Below are 15625 nucleotides of genomic sequence, written 5' to 3'. Positions count from 1 at the left end.
GAAAAGGTTGATCCGGGCGCAGTCTGCGCAAATATGAACATCAGCATTTGCAGCGATATTGCCGCTGCCCATCCGGCTTGACAGGAGGGAAGTCCGTGACGATCCAACAGGCCCCGGTTGAATTTCAGCCGTCCCCAGACCGCCATTCCGCGACCCCGGCCCGCGCCGCCGTGGCCCGCATGACCCACCAGGGCGCGATGACCTACCGGGCGATGATGACCGCGCTGATCGCGGCGCTGAGCATGCTGGCCCTCGTGATTGCAACGACGGACGCGCGCGCCCAATCCGCACCGCCGTCGTTTGCCGACCTCGTGGACGAGGTCGGCGATGCCGTGGTCAACATCACGACCTCGGCCGTCGTTGCCGGACGCCAGGGCGGTCCCGGCCCGATGCTGCCCGAAGGCAGCCCGCTCGACGATTTCTTCAACGACTTCCTCGACCGTCAGCAAGGCCCCGAGCAGCAACGCCGCCGGAGCCAGGCCCTCGGCTCGGGCTTCGTGATTTCCGAGGACGGGTTCATCGTCACCAACAACCACGTCATCGAAGGCGCCGACGAGATCCTCATCGAGTTCCGCTCGGGGATGGAGCTTGAGGCGACGCTGATCGGCACCGACCCCAACACCGATATCGCCCTTCTGAAGGTCGAAACGGACGACCCGCTGCCCTTCGTCACGTTGGGTGACAGCGAGGCGATGCGCGTGGGCGACTGGGTCATGGCCATGGGCAACCCGCTGGGGCAGGGCTTCTCGGTGTCTGTCGGCGTCGTGTCGGCCCGCGGCCGCGAACTGTCGGGCAGCTATGACGACTACATCCAGACCGACGCCGCCATCAACCGCGGCAACTCGGGCGGACCGCTGTTCAACATGGATGGCGAGGTGATCGGCGTGAACACCGCGATCCTGTCGCCCACGGGCGGGTCCATTGGCATCGGCTTCGCCATGTCGTCGGACGTGGTCACGAATGTCGTCGCGCAACTGCGTGAGTTCGGCGAAACCCGCCGCGGCTGGCTGGGTGTCCGCATCCAGGACGTGACCGCCGATATCGCCGAAGGCCTTGGCCTCGAAGATGCACGCGGCGCCCTCGTCACCGACGTCCCCGAGGGGCCGGCCCGTGACGGCGGCATCGAGGTGGGCGATGTGATCATCTCCTTCGCCGGGGAAGAGATCGACGATACGCGTGAACTGGTCCGCGTCGTCGGCGACTCGGGCGTTGACGAAACCGTGCGCGTCGTCGTCCTGCGCGACGGGGAAACCCAGACCCTGCGCGTGACGCTCGGCCGTCGCGAAACCGCCGAAGGCATGGGGCCGTCGGGCAATGGCAACGCACAGGGCCCCGAGCAATCCTCGGGCGAGGTGCTGGGGCTGGTCGTCACGCCGCTGACCGACGCGATGCGCCAGCAACTGGATGCGCAGGGCGTGTCGGGCGGTCTGGTGATCGAACAGGTCGACCCGGCCTCGGACGCCGCCGCGAAGGGTTTGCAGGTGGGCGACATCATCACCGAGGTCGCGCAGCAGCCGGTGCGCACCGCCGATGATTTCCGCGCACGGATCGAAACCGCCGAAGAGGCAGGGCAGAAGTCGATCCTTCTGCTCATCCGCCGCGCCGGCAACCCGCGCTTCGTGGCGCTGAGCCTCGAAGAAGACGAATAAGGCGCCCCGCCTTTCACAGACGAAACCCCCGGCACCGCGCGCCGGGGGTTTTTTCTTGCAGAAGTAGGGGGCGGGATCAGCCGCCGTCGCCGCCCTGCGCCGCCAGCTCCGGGTCCCAGATGGCGATGCCAAGCTGCCGCGCGGCGGCCAGCGACAGGATCGGGCTGTCGAGCCCTTGTGGCCGCTGGTAGGCGCGGATCGCGCGGCGTGTGCGGGTGTCCATCTCGCCGTTGATCGGCCCGTGGTAATGGCCGCGCGCCTCCAGGGCGCGTTGCAGCGAGGCGATGAATTCCGGGTCGCGCTCGGCCTGGCAGGGGGTCTCGAACCACAGCTCGCGCCGTTCCTGAACGATGCGCTGCTGCGTTTCGGTCATGAAGACCGCGGGTTCGCGCACCGCGCCATCGGTCGAGATCTGCGGCGGTTGCAGCATCACCTGTTCGGTCACGGTTTCGATCACGGCAGGCGTCACCTCGCGCCCGTAGCAGGCATTCGGGTCGGCATCGGGCGGACCCATCCCGCGGGTCACCTGGATGTCGGTTTCCACCGGGTCGATCACGGCCGAGAACACCTCCTCCGTTGTCGGCGTGCAGGCCGACAGGCCGCCCCAAAGGGCCGCAAGAAGGATCGGGTATCGCATGGGTCTGCTCTGACCTGCCGTTTATCGTTGCCCGCATCATAGCGCGTTTTGCCCCCTCGCGGAAGCGTTGTGCGCTCAGGGGCCATCGGCGGCGCGGGTCTGCTCATGCAGATGCACAAGCGCGTCCAGCATGTCCGAGATATCCTCGACATGCTCGGCGATCACATGCGCCACGCCCGATTGGCGCTGCACCCGTCCGGTCACGCGCAACAGCCGCCCCGCGATCACCGCACGGCGGAAGCGCTGGTAGATCTTCTGCCAGACGATGATGTTGGCGACGCCGAACTCGTCCTCCAGCGTCAGGAAGATCACCCCCTTGGCGGTACCGGGCCGCTGGCGCACCAGGACCAGCCCCGCCACCATGATCCGCGCCCCCTCGGGCGGCAGGTGCAAAAGGTGATGCGGCAGGCAATCGGGCGGCCTTGGCCAGTCGGGGGGGCGGATATCGGGCTCCATGAGAACAAAAATAGAACATACCCTGCGGCATGCAATCCCGAGTTTTTGTCTGGAAAGCCATGGCCCGGCATATTACCTGTCACCCGGATTTGCAGCACCGAGGAAAAGGGCAAGGCAGGACATGGCCAAGATCACCTATATCGAACACAACGGCACCGAGCATGTCGTGGACGTGCCCAACGGCCTGACCGTGATGGAAGGCGCGCGCGACAACAACATTCCCGGCATCGAGGCCGATTGCGGCGGCGCCTGCGCCTGTTCGACCTGCCATGTCTACGTCCATCCCGACTGGATCTCGAAACTGCCCGAGATCGACCCGATGGAAGAGGACATGCTGGAATTCGCCTATCAGCCCGATCCCGAACGCTCGCGCCTGACCTGCCAGTTGAAGGTGACGGACGCGTTGGACGGCCTGGTCGTGCAGATGCCCGAAAAGCAGATCTGAGGACCGCGCCGGTGGCGCCGCGCCTGCCGTTGCGCGCCTGTCGCGCGGGCGCCCGCGGCGCGGGGCTGGCCCTGGGCCTGTTGCTGGCGGGGGCAGGGGGCGCGCTTGCCTGCGATCAGCCGACCTGGGTCGGCGTCGCGATGGAGGGCTCCGTCACGCAGGCCAGCGGCCCGCACGGACCTGTCGCCGCCTGGTTCGAAGACCCCACGACGCGCTACGCGCACGCCGTCCTTGGCGACGCGATCGAGGCGGGCACGCTGGCCGTGCAACTCGATGATGTCCCCGATTGCACCACGGCCCGGATCATCCTGCCCGAGGCCGAGGTGTTCGAGGATCTCGCCCCGCGCCTGGCCGACCTGACCGGGGATGGCCGCCCCGAGATCATCGTGGTGCAAAGCCATGCCACCCAGGGTGCGCGCCTGTCCGTCTATGGCGTGGCCCCGAACGGCACGGATCTGACCCTTTATGCCGCCACCCCCCATATCGGGCGCGCAAACCGCTGGCTCGCACCGGTGGGCGTGGCGGATCTCGACGGGGACGGGACGCAGGACATCGCCTATGTCGACCGCCCGCATCTTGCCCGCACCCTGCGCGTCTGGCGCTTCACGCCCGATGGCGCGACCGGCGGCCGCCTGCAGGGGATCGCCAACCTGCCCGGCCTGTCGAACCACCGCATCGGCGAGGCCTTCATCACCGGCGGCATCCGCGACTGCGGCGCCGGCCCCGAGATCATCACCGCCGATGCGGGCTGGTCGCAGGTCATGGCGACGCGCCTGACGGAGGGTGCCCTGACCGCGCGCGCACTGGCGCCTTTCAGCCCCGAGGCCGTCGCGAACGCCCTTTCCTGCACGCCCTGACGCCTTGTCGGGGTTGACTTCGCCCGCCCCGCGCGGTGTATCGGCGCGACCCATGAGACGCGCCGGACGGCGCCGCAAAACCAAAGCCCAAAGGGACCGTAGATGCACGCCTATCGCAGCCACACCTGTGCCGAGCTCAGCAAGGAAAACGTGGGCGACACCGTTCGCCTGTCGGGGTGGGTGCACCGCATCCGCGACCATGGCGGGGTGCTCTTCATCGACCTGCGCGACCATTACGGGATGACGCAGCTGCTCTGCGACCCGGACAGCCCGGTGTTCAACGAGGTCGAGAAGCTGCGCGCCGAATACTGCATCCGCATCGACGGCAACGTGAAGGCCCGTGACGACGCGCTGGTGAACCCCAAGATCCCCACCGGCGAGATCGAGGTGTTCATCCGCGACATGGAAGTCCTGGGGCAGGTGAAGGGCGATCTGCCGCTCCAGGTCTTTGGCGATCAGGAATACCCCGAGGAAACGCGCCTGCGCTTTCGCTACCTCGACCTGCGGCGCGAGGCGATGCAGTCGAACATGACGCTGCGCTCGGACGTGGTGGCCTCGATCCGTCGCCGCATGTGGGATATCGGCTTTCGCGAATACCAGACGCCGATCATCACGGCCTCGTCCCCCGAGGGCGCGCGCGACTTCCTCGTGCCCTCGCGCCTGCATCCGGGCAAGTTCTACGCGCTGCCGCAGGCCCCGCAGCAGTTCAAGCAGTTGCTGATGGTGTCGGGCTTCGACAAGTATTTCCAGATCGCGCCCTGTTTCCGCGACGAAGACCCGCGCGCCGACCGCTCGCCCACCGATTTCTACCAGCTCGACATGGAGATGTCCTTCGTCGAGCAGGAGGACGTGTTCGGCACGGTCGAGCCGGTGCTGAAGGGCCTGTTCGAGGAATTCGGCGGCGGCAAGAAGGTGGACCAGGACTGGCCGCGCATCCCCTATGCCGAGGCGGCGCTGAAATACGGCACCGACAAGCCCGACCTGCGCAACCCGATCGAGATGCAGGTCGTGAGCGAGCATTTCGCGGGCTCGGGCTTTGCCATCTTCGCCAAGATCCTTGAACAGGACGGCACCGAGGTGCGCGCGATCCCCGCGCCCACGGGCGGGTCGCGCAAGTTCTGCGACCGGATGAATTCCTGGGCGCAGGGGCAGGGCCTGCCGGGGATGGGCTACATCTTCTGGCGCGAGGCCGAGGGCGCCCTGGAAGGCGCAGGCCCGCTGGCCAAGAATATCGGCCCCGAGCGGACCGAGGCGATCCGGCAGCAACTGGGCCTTGGCGCGGGCGACGCGGCCTTCTTCCTGGCGGGCAAACCGTCGGAATTCGAGGCCGTCGCGGGCCGCGCGCGGACCGAGGTGGGCGAGCAGCTCGACCTGATCGACAAGGATCGCTACGCCTTCGCCTGGGTTGTCGATTTCCCAATGTACGAGGCGGACGAGGAAACCGGCAAGGTCGATTTCAGCCACAACCCCTTCTCCATGCCGCAAGGCGGGCTGGAGGCGCTGGAGGGCGACCCGCTGGACGTGATGGGCTACCAGTACGACCTGGCGTGCAATGGCTACGAGATCGTGTCGGGCGCGATCCGGAACCACAAGCCCGAGATCATGTTCAAGGCGTTTGAACTGGCGGGCTATGGCGAGGACGAGGTGCGCAAGCGCTTCGGCGGCATGGTCAACGCGTTCCAGTATGGCGCCCCGCCGCATGGCGGTTGCGCGGCCGGGATCGACCGGATCGTGATGATCCTGGCCGACACCGCGAATATCCGCGAGGTCATCCTGTTCCCGATGAACCAGCGCGCCGAGGACCTGATGATGAACGCCCCGTCCGAGCCGACGGCGGAGCAGTTGATGGAACTGGGCCTGCGCGTGATCCCGCAGGAGTAAGTTTTCCACATGCTGTGGATAGGCCGCAGAAATCATGCGGTTTCTCCTTTGAAATTGCCCAAGGCGGTGTGGAGGCAGGTTGAAATCCTGCCAGCCGCCGGGGGCCTGAAATGAAAAGAGCGGCGCCTGCCGGATGCGGGCGCCGCTCTATTTTTGTCGGGCGGGGTGGAAAATGCCCCGGGGACGGTCAGTCTTCGAGACTGTCCTCTTTCTTCTCTTCGATCAGCTCGCCTTCCTGCGCCTTGCGCTTGAGGAAACGGTCGCCGTAGCCCTCGATCTCGGCCTCGTCGATCACCTCCCTGGCGCGGGTGAAGACCTCATCCTCTTCCTCCTCGATATGGTGGAGGTAGTCGTGCCGGAGCGTCTTGAACTTTTGCAGCCAGCCGGGCGAGGACATGTCCATCCCGTTCAGCTCTTCCATCAGGTCGTCGAGCTGCTGGTGTTCGTGGACCGAATGGCGGGCGGAATCCTGGCCCCAGGTTTTCGAGATCAGCTTAGAGTAAAACGTCTCTTCCTCGGCGGCGGCGTGGGCTTTCACGTCGTGGTAGAACTCGGACCACGCTTTTTTGCGACGGTCGCTGTCGCCGGAGGTGTCGGCGATCGTGTCCATCAGGTCGCGGTGGCAATCGTGGTCGGACTTGATGGCGGCGTAGATGGACGGCATGGCGAAACTCCCTGGCTGTGCTGCCGGGACAACCCGCGTGCGCGTCATCGGTTCCGCAAGACAGGTCATCGGGGTCACATCGCCATCGGGATGGATTGCAGCCGCCGCGAGATCATCGCGCGCAGATCGGCCTTGTCCTGACCGGCGAAGCCGCCATCCATGGCAAGCGCCCGGCCTTCCAGCGCGTCGTCCTCGGCGGACCGGGCCAGACCGAGAAGGAAGCGGCGCAGGTAGCCCACGGGCGGCGCATCGAGCGCGAGAAGGTCCATCGCGTGGGACAGATCCTCGCGCAGGGCGAAGGGGTCGGGGGTGACGGGCGTGACCTCGGCCTCGCGCGGGCCGGAGGGGCGCAACTCGGCGGGCAGGTGGCGCAGGATCTCGGCCTGGAAGGCGGCCAGCGAGTCGAGCGGCTTGGGCAGGAACCCGTTCGCGCCCGCGCTGAGCGCCTGTTTTGCCGCGGCCTCCCGCTCGGCGCCGGAGGTGCCGAGGATGATCGGCACGCGCGGCGTCAGCGCGTGCATCGCCGCGATCAGGTCAAGGCCCGAGCCGTCGGGCAGGCCCAGGTCGACGATGGCGACCGCCGGGCGGTAGACGTTGAGGTGACGTTCCGCCGAGGCGAGGCAATCGGCCCGGCGCAGCCGCGCGCCCGAGCGCAGGCACATCAGGCGCAGCGCCTCGGAGGCGAACACGCTATCCTCGACCGCGAGGATCGTCAGGCCCAGCAGCGGCCGGTCCGCCGACGGGCGCGGCCGGTAGAGAAGGTCGGTGAGTGCATCATCCATGCGAGCCATCCCCAGAAAATTCGAAACGAATCCCTTTGATCCGGACCAGTTCACACTGGCAGGGTTGAGAAAGGATTAAGATCGACCGCGCGCTGCCCGGTTTTTCGGCCCGTGCGCTTGCCCCCGCGTCCCTTCGCCCCTTGGCAAGGGCGGGGCAGGCGGGCCATATCGTGCCCCAACGCAAGGGACCTAAGGGAGAGACCCATGATCGGACGCCTGAACCATGTTGCCATCGCCGTGCCCGACCTCGAGGCCGCGAGCGCGCAATACCGCGACACGCTGGGCGCGCGCGTCGGCGCGCCGCAGGACGAGCCGGACCACGGCGTCACGGTCGTGTTCATCGAATTGCCGAACACCAAGATCGAGTTGCTCTACCCGCTGGGCGAGAACTCTCCCATCGCGGGGTTCCTGGAAAAGAACCCCTCGGGCGGGATTCACCATGTCTGCTACGAGGTCGATGACATCCTGGCCGCGCGTGACAAGCTGAAGGAGGCCGGCGCCCGCGTTCTGGGCGATGGCGAGCCCAAGATCGGCGCGCATGGCAAGCCGGTCCTGTTCCTGCATCCCAAGGATTTCAACGGCACGCTGGTCGAGTTGGAGCAGGTCTGATGAACGTCGTCACCGGGATCGTGCTTTACGCGATCATCTGGTTCATGACGCTTCTGATCGTGCTGCAAACCGGTGTCACCAGCCAGGACGAGGCGGGCGAACGGGTGCGCGGCACGCATGGCTCGGCGCCCGAGAATCCGCAGTTGAAGAAGCGGTTCCTGATCACGACGGTTGCCGCCTTTGCGGTCTGGGCCGTGGTGGCTGCGATCATCCTGACCGATTTCGTGACGATCGAGGATTTCGACCTGTTCACGCGCTTCGGGCTGGGCTCGACGAATTGAGGCGGTGATAGAGGTGGGTGAAGGTCGCGGCCCCGAGGATGGGGACGAGGATGTTCACCACCGGGATGGTCAGCGGAACGGTCATCAGCACCCCGGCGGCAAAGATCGTGGGACGGTTGCGGCGGCGGAAGGCGGCCGCGCCCGCCGCATCCGAGCGGCGTAGCGCCACGAGCTGCGCGTATTCGCGCCCCAGAAGAATGCCGTTCACCACCCAGAAGATGATGGGCGCAAGCGGGGCCACCAAGAGGTAGGCGATCAGCGCGACAAGGTTCACCGCGATCAGCACGCCGAGGAATTTCAGCGCGTCCAGCATCCCCTCGAGGATGCCGACCGAGCGGGCGGGCGGCAGCGAGGGGTAGTGCTTGCGCTCGACCGCGTCGGCGATGGTCTCAAGGAAAATGCCCATGAAGGCCGAGGCCACGGGCACCATCAGGAAGATCGACAAGACCAGCATCAGCGGCACCCCCGCCCAGGTCAGCGCGTTGTCGACCCAGGTGATGTCACCGATCCAGGGCAGGGTGATCGTTTCGGGCAAGAGCCAGCCCACCAGCACGACGAAGCCCGCGTAGAACCCCACCAGAAGCAGCAGGGTAAGGCCGATCCCGGCGGCAAGCACGCCGAGGAATTTCGGGTCGGTCAACTGGCGCAGGGCTTTGAGGAAACTGTCGAAAATCATGTGGTGATCCAACTGGTCAAGGTGTCGATATCGGGGCGCGGGCGATCGGGGGGAACGCGCGCCTCCTCCCCGATATGGATGAAACCGGCGATGGATTCACCGGGGAAAAGGTCCAGCCCCCGCGTCAGGAAGTCCGGGTCGGTCGCGCGCCAGCCGGTCAGCCAGCACGCGCCCCAGCCGCTGGCCAGCGCGGCGTTCACAAGGCTGAGGCAGGCGGCGGCGGCCGACATGAGCTGTTCGCGTTCGGGGATCTTGTCGGAAGGTTTCGGGCTGAACACGACGGCGACGATCAGGCCCGCTTCGGCGAAGCCGGTTGCGTCCTTTTCGATCCGCTCGGGGGCGAGGCCCTTGTCGGTGCCGATCTGCCGCGTGAGGTCGGCGAGGCGGGCGCAGGCGGCGCGGTCGAGCACGAGAAAGCGCCACGGCTCCAGCTTGCCATGGTCGGGGACGCGGGCGGCGGCGGTGAGCATGGTTTTCAGCGTCTCGCGGTCGGGCGCGGTGCGGCCCTGCATGCGCGGCGGGCGCGACCGGCGTGTCAGCAGGAAGTCCATCGCCTCGGGGTTCGGAGAAAGCGGGGGTGTCTCGACACTCATCACGGGTCCTGTTCGCGTGGCCACATGCGACATGTCGGCCTATCTTCCCCACATATCAAGATGCTGGCCCAATGGCGGCTTGCCCGGCGGTGGCCGGGGCCATTAGGCTCGCATGTGTTGGGGGAAGCATCGGACATGGCTGTGTTGGGGATCCGAGCCGTATTCTTGGTGTGCGTCGTCATCGCCGTCGCGGGCTGTGGCATGTCCGGGCCGACCACGCCCTCGGGGCGGCTGGCCGCCGCCTATGTGCCCCTGTCGGCGGAGGGGCCTGCGCAGCCTGACCAGCCTTTTGCCCTGTCCGATATCGGCGCCCGCGCGCTGCGGGTCGCGTTGGAGCCGCAATGGCGCGGTCTGCGGCCCGTGCGGGCGCAATGCGAGGGGCGGGCGATGCTGCTGGCCGGGGACACGCAAATCCCCTTGTCGCCGGATCGACCGCGCACGGCGCTGGTCGATGGCGCGGAGGAGGCGGCCTTGCTGTGGCAGCCCGACACGGGGGAGTGCACCCTTCAGGTCGGGCAGGCGGCCCCGCTGCGGCTGGCTCCGGAAACCGAGGTCGCGCCCCACTTGTCGCGACTGGCGCTCAGGGCCGATGACTGCCCGCGCGTTCCCGTTGCGCGCGGGGATCGCCTCGCGCAACTGGTGCAGGCCGAGTACGGGATGGTGGGCAGTTGCGTCCTGCCTGCGCAGGGGGCGCGGCTGTTGCATGACGGGATCGAGGCGTTGCAGTCCCGGCTGGACTCGCTGCTGGGCTACACGGTGCCGCGCGCGGCGCTGCTACAGGGCAACCCGGACATGGCGCTGGATTTCACGCGTGCGCCCGAGCTGGACCTGATCGCGATCTCGTCGCTGTTCCTGCGGGCCGACATGCAGGGCAGCCTGATCCAGCGCGCGTTGGAACATCACGCCCGCGCCGGGACCGAGATCCGCATCGCGCTGAACGAGGCGTTGATGCACGGGATCGACCGGGATTTCATCGACCGGTTCGCGGCGCGCTATCCCAGCGTGCAGGTCCAGTATTTCAGCTGGCCCGCGCCTGGGCTGGCCGGGTCGGCGGAGACCCTGCACCGGGTGCATCATGCGAAACTGTTCCTGACCCTGGGGGCGGCTCCGGGCAGTTCGCGGGCCATCATCGGCGGGCGCAACCTGCATGACGGGTATTTCTACGAAGAACCGTTCGATCTGTCGGCCTGGCCGCATTTGCAGGACTACACGAACCTGAACTGGTTCGCCGAGCATTTCTTCGTGATCTTCGACGATCTCGATGTTGAATTGCGCGACCCCACGATGGTGCGCAGCATCGCGGCGCAGGCGCTGGCCTTCTGGCATCGCGACGCGCGCACGCTGGAGGAAATGGCCCCGGCCACGGTCGCGCCTGCCGCCGCACCGGCCGCGGGCGCGCCGCTGATGCGCCATCTTGTGTCCCGCCCCTGGGCCGATGACGGGGCGCTGGAGCGCTATTATGTCGACCTGATCGACGCGGCGCGCGACGATATCCTGATCTTCTCGGAGTTCTTCTACCCGCCGCCCGCGATCGAGGCCGCGCTCTTGCGGGCCGAGGCGCGCGGGGTGCGGGTGCGCATCGTCTTGATGATGAGCTCTCCGGAGATCAGCGAGCGTTTCGTGACCTCGCTGACCGGCGCGTCCGTGGCGCGCCACGCGGATCGGTTCGAGTTCTACGCCTACCAGGGTTACGCGCAGCTGATGCATGTGAAGATGCTGGTGATCGACCACCGGCTGTCCGTCACCGGCAGCGTCAATTTCAACCGCCGCACCTATTACCACGACACCGAGAACCTGCTGGTCACGTTGGACCCGGGCTTCGCCGCGCGGTTGGAGCGGTTGGCCGAAGGGTTGATCGTTCAAAGCGAACCGCAGGCGCCGGGGCAGCCGGTTCCGTGGCTGGAACCCTTGCTGCGCCGGTGGCCCGCGATGTTGAACCGGCTCTAGGCGCGACCGGCGCTCAGGCCTTTTTCTTGGCGCGGGTCGTGGTCTTTTTCTTCTTGCCGCCCTTGGCCTGCTTCTCGGCGATCAGTTCGACGGCGCGTTCCATCGTGATGTCCTGCGGGTCGAGATCCTTGGGCAGGGTCGCGTTGACCTTTTCCCATTTCACGTAAGGACCGTAGCGCCCGTTCATCACGTTGACCGGCCCGCCCTCGGTCGGGTGTTCGCCCAACTCCTTGAGGGGCGCGGCGGTGGTCCCGCGCCCGCCGCGCTTGGCGGCTTTCTCGGCGATCAGTTCCACGGCGCGGTTCATGCCGACGGTGAACACCTCTTCCTCGTCGGGGAGGTTGGCGTAGATGCGCCCGTGCTTCACGTAAGGCCCGTAGCGGCCGAAATTCGCCTCGATCGGCTCGCCATCATCGGGGTGCTGGCCGACGAGGCGGGGCAGGTGCAGCAGGCGCAGCGCCTTGTCGAGGTCCATCGTCTCGGGCGTCCACATCTTGGGCAGCGAGGCGCGCGGCGGTTTCTTGTTCTCCTCCGTCACCTCGCCCAGCTGGACATACCAGCCGAAGCGCCCGTTGCGCAGGTAGACCGGTTCCGAGCTGTCGGGATCGACGCCAAGCATCTTGTCGTCGAGATCGGCGGTGCCGTCCTCGGCCTCGTCGCTGGGCGGGCCGAAGGGACGGGTGTAGCGGCATTCGGGATAGTTCGAACAGCCGATGAAGGCCCCGCCAGACCGCGCGGTGCGCATCGACAGCCGCCCCGCCCCGCATTTGGGGCACAGGCGCGGGTCGGACCCGTCGGGTTTCGGCGGGAACAGGTGCGGTTCCAGCACCTCGTTGATCTTTTCCAGAACGTCGGTGATGCGCAGTTCCGACGTTTCGGCCACGGCGGCCGAGAAATCGCGCCAGAAGCGTTCGAGCACGTCCTGGTAATGCTGTTCGCCCGCGCTGACCTCGTCGAGCTCGGTTTCGAGCTTGGCGGTGTAGTCGTATTCGAGGTAGCGGCGGAAGTAGTTCACCAGGAAGGCGATGACGAGACGGCCCTTGTCCTCGGGGATGAGGCGGCCCTTGTCCTTGGTCACGTAGCCGCGCGCCTGGATCGTGTCGAGGATCGAGGCATAGGTCGAGGGACGCCCGATGCCCAGTTCTTCCATGCGCTTGACGAGGCTGGCCTCGGTATAGCGCGGGGGCGGCTGGGTGAAATGCTGCTGGCCCAGAACGGCGCCGTCCCTGGACAGAAGCGCCGCGTCGGCGCGTTTCATCTCGCCGCTTGCGCTGTCATCCTCGATCACCGCGTCGCCCTCGCCGGCGGCCTTGGCGAAATCGGCGGCCAGCGCGCCCTTGGCGGGCTTGAGCGCCTCGCCCTCGGAGATCTGCGGCAGGCGCTTGCCATCCTCGTCCTCGGCGGCGTCGTCGCGGCCTTCCTCGTAGACCTTGAGGAACCCGTCGAACAGCACGACCTGGCCCGTGGCGCGCAACTCGACCTGCCGGTCGTCGCTGGCGATGGTGACGGTGGTGCGCTCCATCCGGGCGGCTTCCATCTGGCTGGCGATGGTGCGTTTCCAGATCAGGTCATAGAGTTTGCGCTGATCCTCTTCGGACAGCCGGATCTCGTCGGCCGATTTCGTCATGTCGGTCGGGCGGATACATTCGTGCGCTTCCTGCGCGTTCTTGGCCTTGTTCTTGTAGATGCGCGGGCTGGACGGCGTGTAATTCGCGCCGAAGCGGTCGGTGATCGCGGCGCGCGCGGCCTGCACGGCCTCGGGCGCCATGTCGATGCCGTCGGTCCGCATGTAGGTGATGTGCCCCGCCTCGTAGAGGCGCTGGGCGGCGGCCATGGTCTGTTTCGCGCCGAAGCCGAACTTGCGCGACGCCTCCTGCTGGAGGGTCGAGGTCATGAAGGGCGGGGCGGGGTTGCGCGAGGTCGGCTTGGCCTCGACCTGCGTGACCGAGAGCGCGCGGGAGGCGACGGCCTGCACGGCAAGCCCCGCTTCGGCCTTGTTGGGCAGGTCGTAGCGGTCGAGTTTCTTGCCGCCGAGGCTGACGAGACGGGCCTCGAAGCTCTGGCCGCGCGGGGTGTCGAGGATCGCCTTGACCGACCAGTATTCGCGGGGGCGGAAGGCCTCGATCTCCATCTCGCGTTCGACGACGAGGCGCAGGCAGACCGATTGCACGCGGCCTGCCGATTTCGCGCCGGGCAGCTTGCGCCAGAGAACGGGCGACAGGGTAAAGCCCACGAGGTAATCCAGCGCGCGGCGGGCGAGATAGGCCTCGACCAGTTCCATGTCGACATCGCGCGGCTCGGCCATGGCGCGGGTGACCGCATCCTTGGTGATGGCGTTGAAGGTGACGCGGCTGACCTTGCTGTCCTTTTTCAGCGCGCGGCGTTTTTGCAGGGCCTCCTGCAGGTGCCAGCTGATCGCCTCCCCCTCGCGGTCGGGGTCGGTGGCGAGGATCAGGTCGGGGTCGTCTTTCAGCGCGTCGGCGATCGCCTTGAGGTGCTTCTTGCTGTCGCTGGCGACCTCCCACTCCATCGCGAAGCCCTGTTCGGGGTCGACCGAGCCGTCCTTGGAGGGCAGGTCGCGGACATGCCCGTAGGAGGCCAGAACGGTATAATCGTCGCCCAGGTACTTGTTGATTGTCTTGGCCTTGGCCGGGGATTCGACAACGACGACGGGCATGGAACGGACACCTTGGATACGGGATCGTAATGAAGTTGGGCGGCCCGCAAATCGGCCCCCCGTGTTGGCGGCGGACCATGTGGGGCCGAGGGGCCGGTTGTCAATGCGGCATCCGGGGTGCGCTGTGGACAAGGCTACGCCTTGGAAAATTTCGGGCGATTTTACGAGGTGCGGCTGACCATGCCGCCAGCGGCGCGGGTGATGCGGCCAGCCATTTCGAGGATGGCGAGGGCTTGCGCGACCTCGCGCGGGGGGCGGGCGAGGTCGCGGATCAACTGGTCCTCGGCCACGGGCGAGGGGCCGAGCGTGCCGAGGATCAGCGCCTCGACCCCGCCGGGCGGGGTGGGCTGCCGGGGGCGCGGGGGATCCTGGCGGGCGTGCTGCCGCGCGGCCATCCGGGTCGCCGTGTCGGACTGGGGCAGGGGCGCGGGGGCCGGTTGGCCCAAGGCTTCGATCACGTCCTCGGCCGAGCGGATCAGAAGCGCGCCATCGCGGATCAGGATATTGGCGCCCGAGGCGCGGCTGTCCATCGGGTGGCCGGGAACGGCCATGACCTCGCGCCCCTGGTCGGCCGCGCAGCGCGCGGTGATGAGCGAGCCTGACCGCGCCGCGGCCTCGACCACGATCACGGCCCGCGAAAGGCCCGAGACGATCCGGTTGCGGCGCGGGAAATGGCGCGCCTGCGGATGCAGGCCGAAGGGCATTTCCGACAGCCGAAGGCCCTGGCGGGCGATGTCATGAGCAAGCTCGGTGTTCTCGGTTGGGTAGATCACGTCGAGACCGCCCGCCTGCACGGCGATGGTGCCGGTGCCGAGCGCCGCGGAATGGGCCAGCGCGTCGATGCCGCGGGCCAGCCCGGAAACAACGGTGAAGCCTGCGGCACCCAGATCGGTGGCAAGGCGGCGGGCCATGCGCGCCCCGAGCGCCGAGGCGTTGCGCGTGCCGACCATGGCGAGCGCGGGCCGCGCAAGCAGCGACAGATCGCCAAGCGCCCAGAGGATCGGCGGGGCATCGGAGATCTCGGCCAGCGCGGCGGGGTAGTCGGGATCGCCGAGGCAGAGCATGCGCGCGCCCAAACGCTCGGCGGCGCGCATCTCGGCCGCCGCCACGGGTTCGGGGCAGGGGGTATAGGCCTCGACCCCGGCGGCGCGGGCGACCTCGGGCAGGGCGTCCAGCGCGGCGTGGGCCGCGCCGTGTTCGGCCATCAGGCGAAGGTAGGTGGCAGGCCCCACCCGGCGCGAGCGGATCAGGCGCAGCCGCGCCAGCCGTTCTGCCGCGCCATCGGCGGGCGGCGGGGTATAGCTGACGGGCGCCTCGTAGAAGGCGGCGTCGGCCCATTGGGCCGCAGGGGGAGAATCGGCGACGGTCCACATGCCATAACGCTGGCGCGAAATGGTTAACCGATCCTTACCGCTTCGGGGCCAAAGCGCGGCGGTTGGCGGGCAAGGTCAAGGCGCCCGCCCCGCCGGTG

The 15625-nt window shown here is 67.5% G+C and carries 15 protein-coding genes; 7 read left to right on the top strand and 8 right to left on the bottom strand.

Features of this window, described 5'->3' with window-relative positions:
- Window positions 1-179: 179 nt before the first annotated feature.
- On the top strand, window positions 180-1649 hold the full coding sequence (locus ABD923_RS07225) for a DegQ family serine endoprotease (RefSeq protein ID WP_405048316.1): 1470 nt from the start codon (window positions 180-182) through the stop codon (window positions 1647-1649).
- Window positions 1650-1725: 76 nt separating this feature from the next.
- Here ABD923_RS07225 and ABD923_RS07220 read toward each other — a convergent pair whose 3' ends face one another.
- A complete protein-coding gene (locus ABD923_RS07220) occupies window positions 1726-2286 on the bottom strand; it encodes a peptidoglycan-binding domain-containing protein (protein ID WP_259550007.1) in 561 nt (186 codons plus the stop codon).
- Window positions 2287-2361: 75 nt separating this feature from the next.
- On the bottom strand, window positions 2362-2742 hold the full coding sequence (locus tag ABD923_RS07215) for an OB-fold nucleic acid binding domain-containing protein (protein WP_222191365.1): 381 nt from the start codon (window positions 2740-2742) through the stop codon (window positions 2362-2364).
- A 121-nt stretch (window positions 2743-2863) separates the two neighbouring features.
- Between ABD923_RS07215 and ABD923_RS07210 the strand changes: the two genes are divergently transcribed.
- From ABD923_RS07210 to aspS, 3 genes are all read left to right on the top strand, one after another.
- Entirely contained in the window at window positions 2864-3187 is a 324-nt protein-coding gene (locus ABD923_RS07210; RefSeq protein WP_259550006.1) for a 2Fe-2S iron-sulfur cluster-binding protein, read from the top strand.
- A gap of 11 nt (window positions 3188-3198) precedes the next feature.
- Window positions 3199-4044, top strand: a complete 846-nt coding sequence (locus ABD923_RS07205; RefSeq protein WP_259550005.1) for a VCBS repeat-containing protein — start codon at window positions 3199-3201, stop codon at window positions 4042-4044.
- Between the two features lie 102 nt (window positions 4045-4146).
- On the top strand, window positions 4147-5925 hold the full coding sequence (gene aspS, locus ABD923_RS07200; protein WP_259550004.1) for an aspartate--tRNA ligase: 1779 nt from the start codon (window positions 4147-4149) through the stop codon (window positions 5923-5925).
- Window positions 5926-6112: 187 nt separating this feature from the next.
- On the opposite strand, the gene ABD923_RS07195 is transcribed toward aspS, so the two are convergent.
- On the bottom strand, window positions 6113-6589 hold the full coding sequence (locus ABD923_RS07195) for a hemerythrin domain-containing protein (RefSeq protein WP_259550003.1): 477 nt from the start codon (window positions 6587-6589) through the stop codon (window positions 6113-6115).
- A gap of 74 nt (window positions 6590-6663) precedes the next feature.
- Window positions 6664-7371, bottom strand: a complete 708-nt coding sequence (locus tag ABD923_RS07190; protein ID WP_259550002.1) for a response regulator — start codon at window positions 7369-7371, stop codon at window positions 6664-6666.
- A 204-nt stretch (window positions 7372-7575) separates the two neighbouring features.
- On the opposite strand from ABD923_RS07190, the gene mce reads away from it, so the two are divergent.
- Both mce and ABD923_RS07180 read left to right on the top strand, forming a co-directional pair.
- A complete protein-coding gene (mce, locus tag ABD923_RS07185) occupies window positions 7576-7980 on the top strand; it encodes a methylmalonyl-CoA epimerase (RefSeq protein WP_259550001.1) in 405 nt (134 codons plus the stop codon).
- Window positions 7980-8261 (top strand): DUF1467 family protein, encoded by a 282-nt coding sequence (locus tag ABD923_RS07180; RefSeq protein ID WP_259550000.1) that lies wholly within the window; start codon window positions 7980-7982, stop codon window positions 8259-8261. The genes mce and ABD923_RS07180 overlap by 1 nt, the downstream gene beginning before the upstream one ends.
- Here ABD923_RS07180 and ABD923_RS07175 read toward each other — a convergent pair.
- Both ABD923_RS07175 and ABD923_RS07170 read right to left on the bottom strand, forming a co-directional pair.
- The gene (locus tag ABD923_RS07175) at window positions 8230-8937 is read right to left on the bottom strand and encodes an EI24 domain-containing protein (RefSeq protein WP_259549998.1); all 708 of its coding nucleotides are present in this window, start codon (window positions 8935-8937) and stop codon (window positions 8230-8232) included. The genes ABD923_RS07180 and ABD923_RS07175 overlap by 32 nt on opposite strands.
- The gene (locus ABD923_RS07170; protein WP_259549997.1) at window positions 8934-9530 is read right to left on the bottom strand and encodes a nitroreductase family protein; all 597 of its coding nucleotides are present in this window, start codon (window positions 9528-9530) and stop codon (window positions 8934-8936) included. Before ABD923_RS07170 ends, ABD923_RS07175 begins: the two co-directional genes overlap by 4 nt.
- 201 nt (window positions 9531-9731) lie before the next feature.
- Here ABD923_RS07170 and ABD923_RS07165 point away from each other — a divergent pair, with 201 nt between their 5' ends.
- Window positions 9732-11477, top strand: coding sequence for a phospholipase D-like domain-containing protein (locus ABD923_RS07165; RefSeq protein ID WP_259549996.1), 1746 nt, complete (start codon window positions 9732-9734; stop codon window positions 11475-11477).
- A 13-nt stretch (window positions 11478-11490) separates the two neighbouring features.
- On the opposite strand, the gene topA is transcribed toward ABD923_RS07165, so the two are convergent.
- The gene (topA, locus tag ABD923_RS07160) at window positions 11491-14154 is read right to left on the bottom strand and encodes a type I DNA topoisomerase (protein WP_259549995.1); all 2664 of its coding nucleotides are present in this window, start codon (window positions 14152-14154) and stop codon (window positions 11491-11493) included.
- A 161-nt stretch (window positions 14155-14315) separates the two neighbouring features.
- Window positions 14316-15527, bottom strand: a complete 1212-nt coding sequence (gene dprA, locus ABD923_RS07155) for a DNA-processing protein DprA (RefSeq protein ID WP_259549994.1) — start codon at window positions 15525-15527, stop codon at window positions 14316-14318.
- Window positions 15528-15625 lie beyond the last annotated feature (98 nt).

This window comes from [Roseibacterium] beibuensis, from assembly GCF_039542305.1.
Classification (GTDB): domain Bacteria; phylum Pseudomonadota; class Alphaproteobacteria; order Rhodobacterales; family Rhodobacteraceae; genus Roseibacterium; species Roseibacterium beibuensis.
Note: the sequence above shows the minus strand (reverse complement) of the source record. Positions and strands in the feature narration are given on the sequence as shown.

What these genes read in the sequence shown, in the direction of transcription:
- ABD923_RS07225 (WP_405048316.1), top strand. Translation starts at nt 180, where the DNA reads ATGACCCACCAGGGCGCGATGACCTACCGGGCGATGATGACCGCGCTG.
- ABD923_RS07220 (WP_259550007.1), bottom strand. Translation starts at nt 2,286, where the DNA reads ATGCGATACCCGATCCTTCTTGCGGCCCTTTGGGGCGGCCTGTCGGCC.
- ABD923_RS07215 (WP_222191365.1), bottom strand. Translation starts at nt 2,742, where the DNA reads ATGGAGCCCGATATCCGCCCCCCCGACTGGCCAAGGCCGCCCGATTGC.
- ABD923_RS07210 (WP_259550006.1), top strand. Translation starts at nt 2,864, where the DNA reads ATGGCCAAGATCACCTATATCGAACACAACGGCACCGAGCATGTCGTG.
- aspS (WP_259550004.1), top strand. Translation starts at nt 4,147, where the DNA reads ATGCACGCCTATCGCAGCCACACCTGTGCCGAGCTCAGCAAGGAAAAC.
- ABD923_RS07195 (WP_259550003.1), bottom strand. Translation starts at nt 6,589, where the DNA reads ATGCCGTCCATCTACGCCGCCATCAAGTCCGACCACGATTGCCACCGC.
- ABD923_RS07190 (WP_259550002.1), bottom strand. Translation starts at nt 7,371, where the DNA reads ATGGATGATGCACTCACCGACCTTCTCTACCGGCCGCGCCCGTCGGCG.
- mce (WP_259550001.1), top strand. Translation starts at nt 7,576, where the DNA reads ATGATCGGACGCCTGAACCATGTTGCCATCGCCGTGCCCGACCTCGAG.
- ABD923_RS07180 (WP_259550000.1), top strand. Translation starts at nt 7,980, where the DNA reads ATGAACGTCGTCACCGGGATCGTGCTTTACGCGATCATCTGGTTCATG.
- ABD923_RS07175 (WP_259549998.1), bottom strand. Translation starts at nt 8,937, where the DNA reads ATGATTTTCGACAGTTTCCTCAAAGCCCTGCGCCAGTTGACCGACCCG.
- ABD923_RS07170 (WP_259549997.1), bottom strand. Translation starts at nt 9,530, where the DNA reads ATGAGTGTCGAGACACCCCCGCTTTCTCCGAACCCCGAGGCGATGGAC.
- ABD923_RS07165 (WP_259549996.1), top strand. Translation starts at nt 9,732, where the DNA reads ATGTCCGGGCCGACCACGCCCTCGGGGCGGCTGGCCGCCGCCTATGTG.
- topA (WP_259549995.1), bottom strand. Translation starts at nt 14,154, where the DNA reads ATGCCCGTCGTCGTTGTCGAATCCCCGGCCAAGGCCAAGACAATCAAC.
- dprA (WP_259549994.1), bottom strand. Translation starts at nt 15,527, where the DNA reads ATGTGGACCGTCGCCGATTCTCCCCCTGCGGCCCAATGGGCCGACGCC.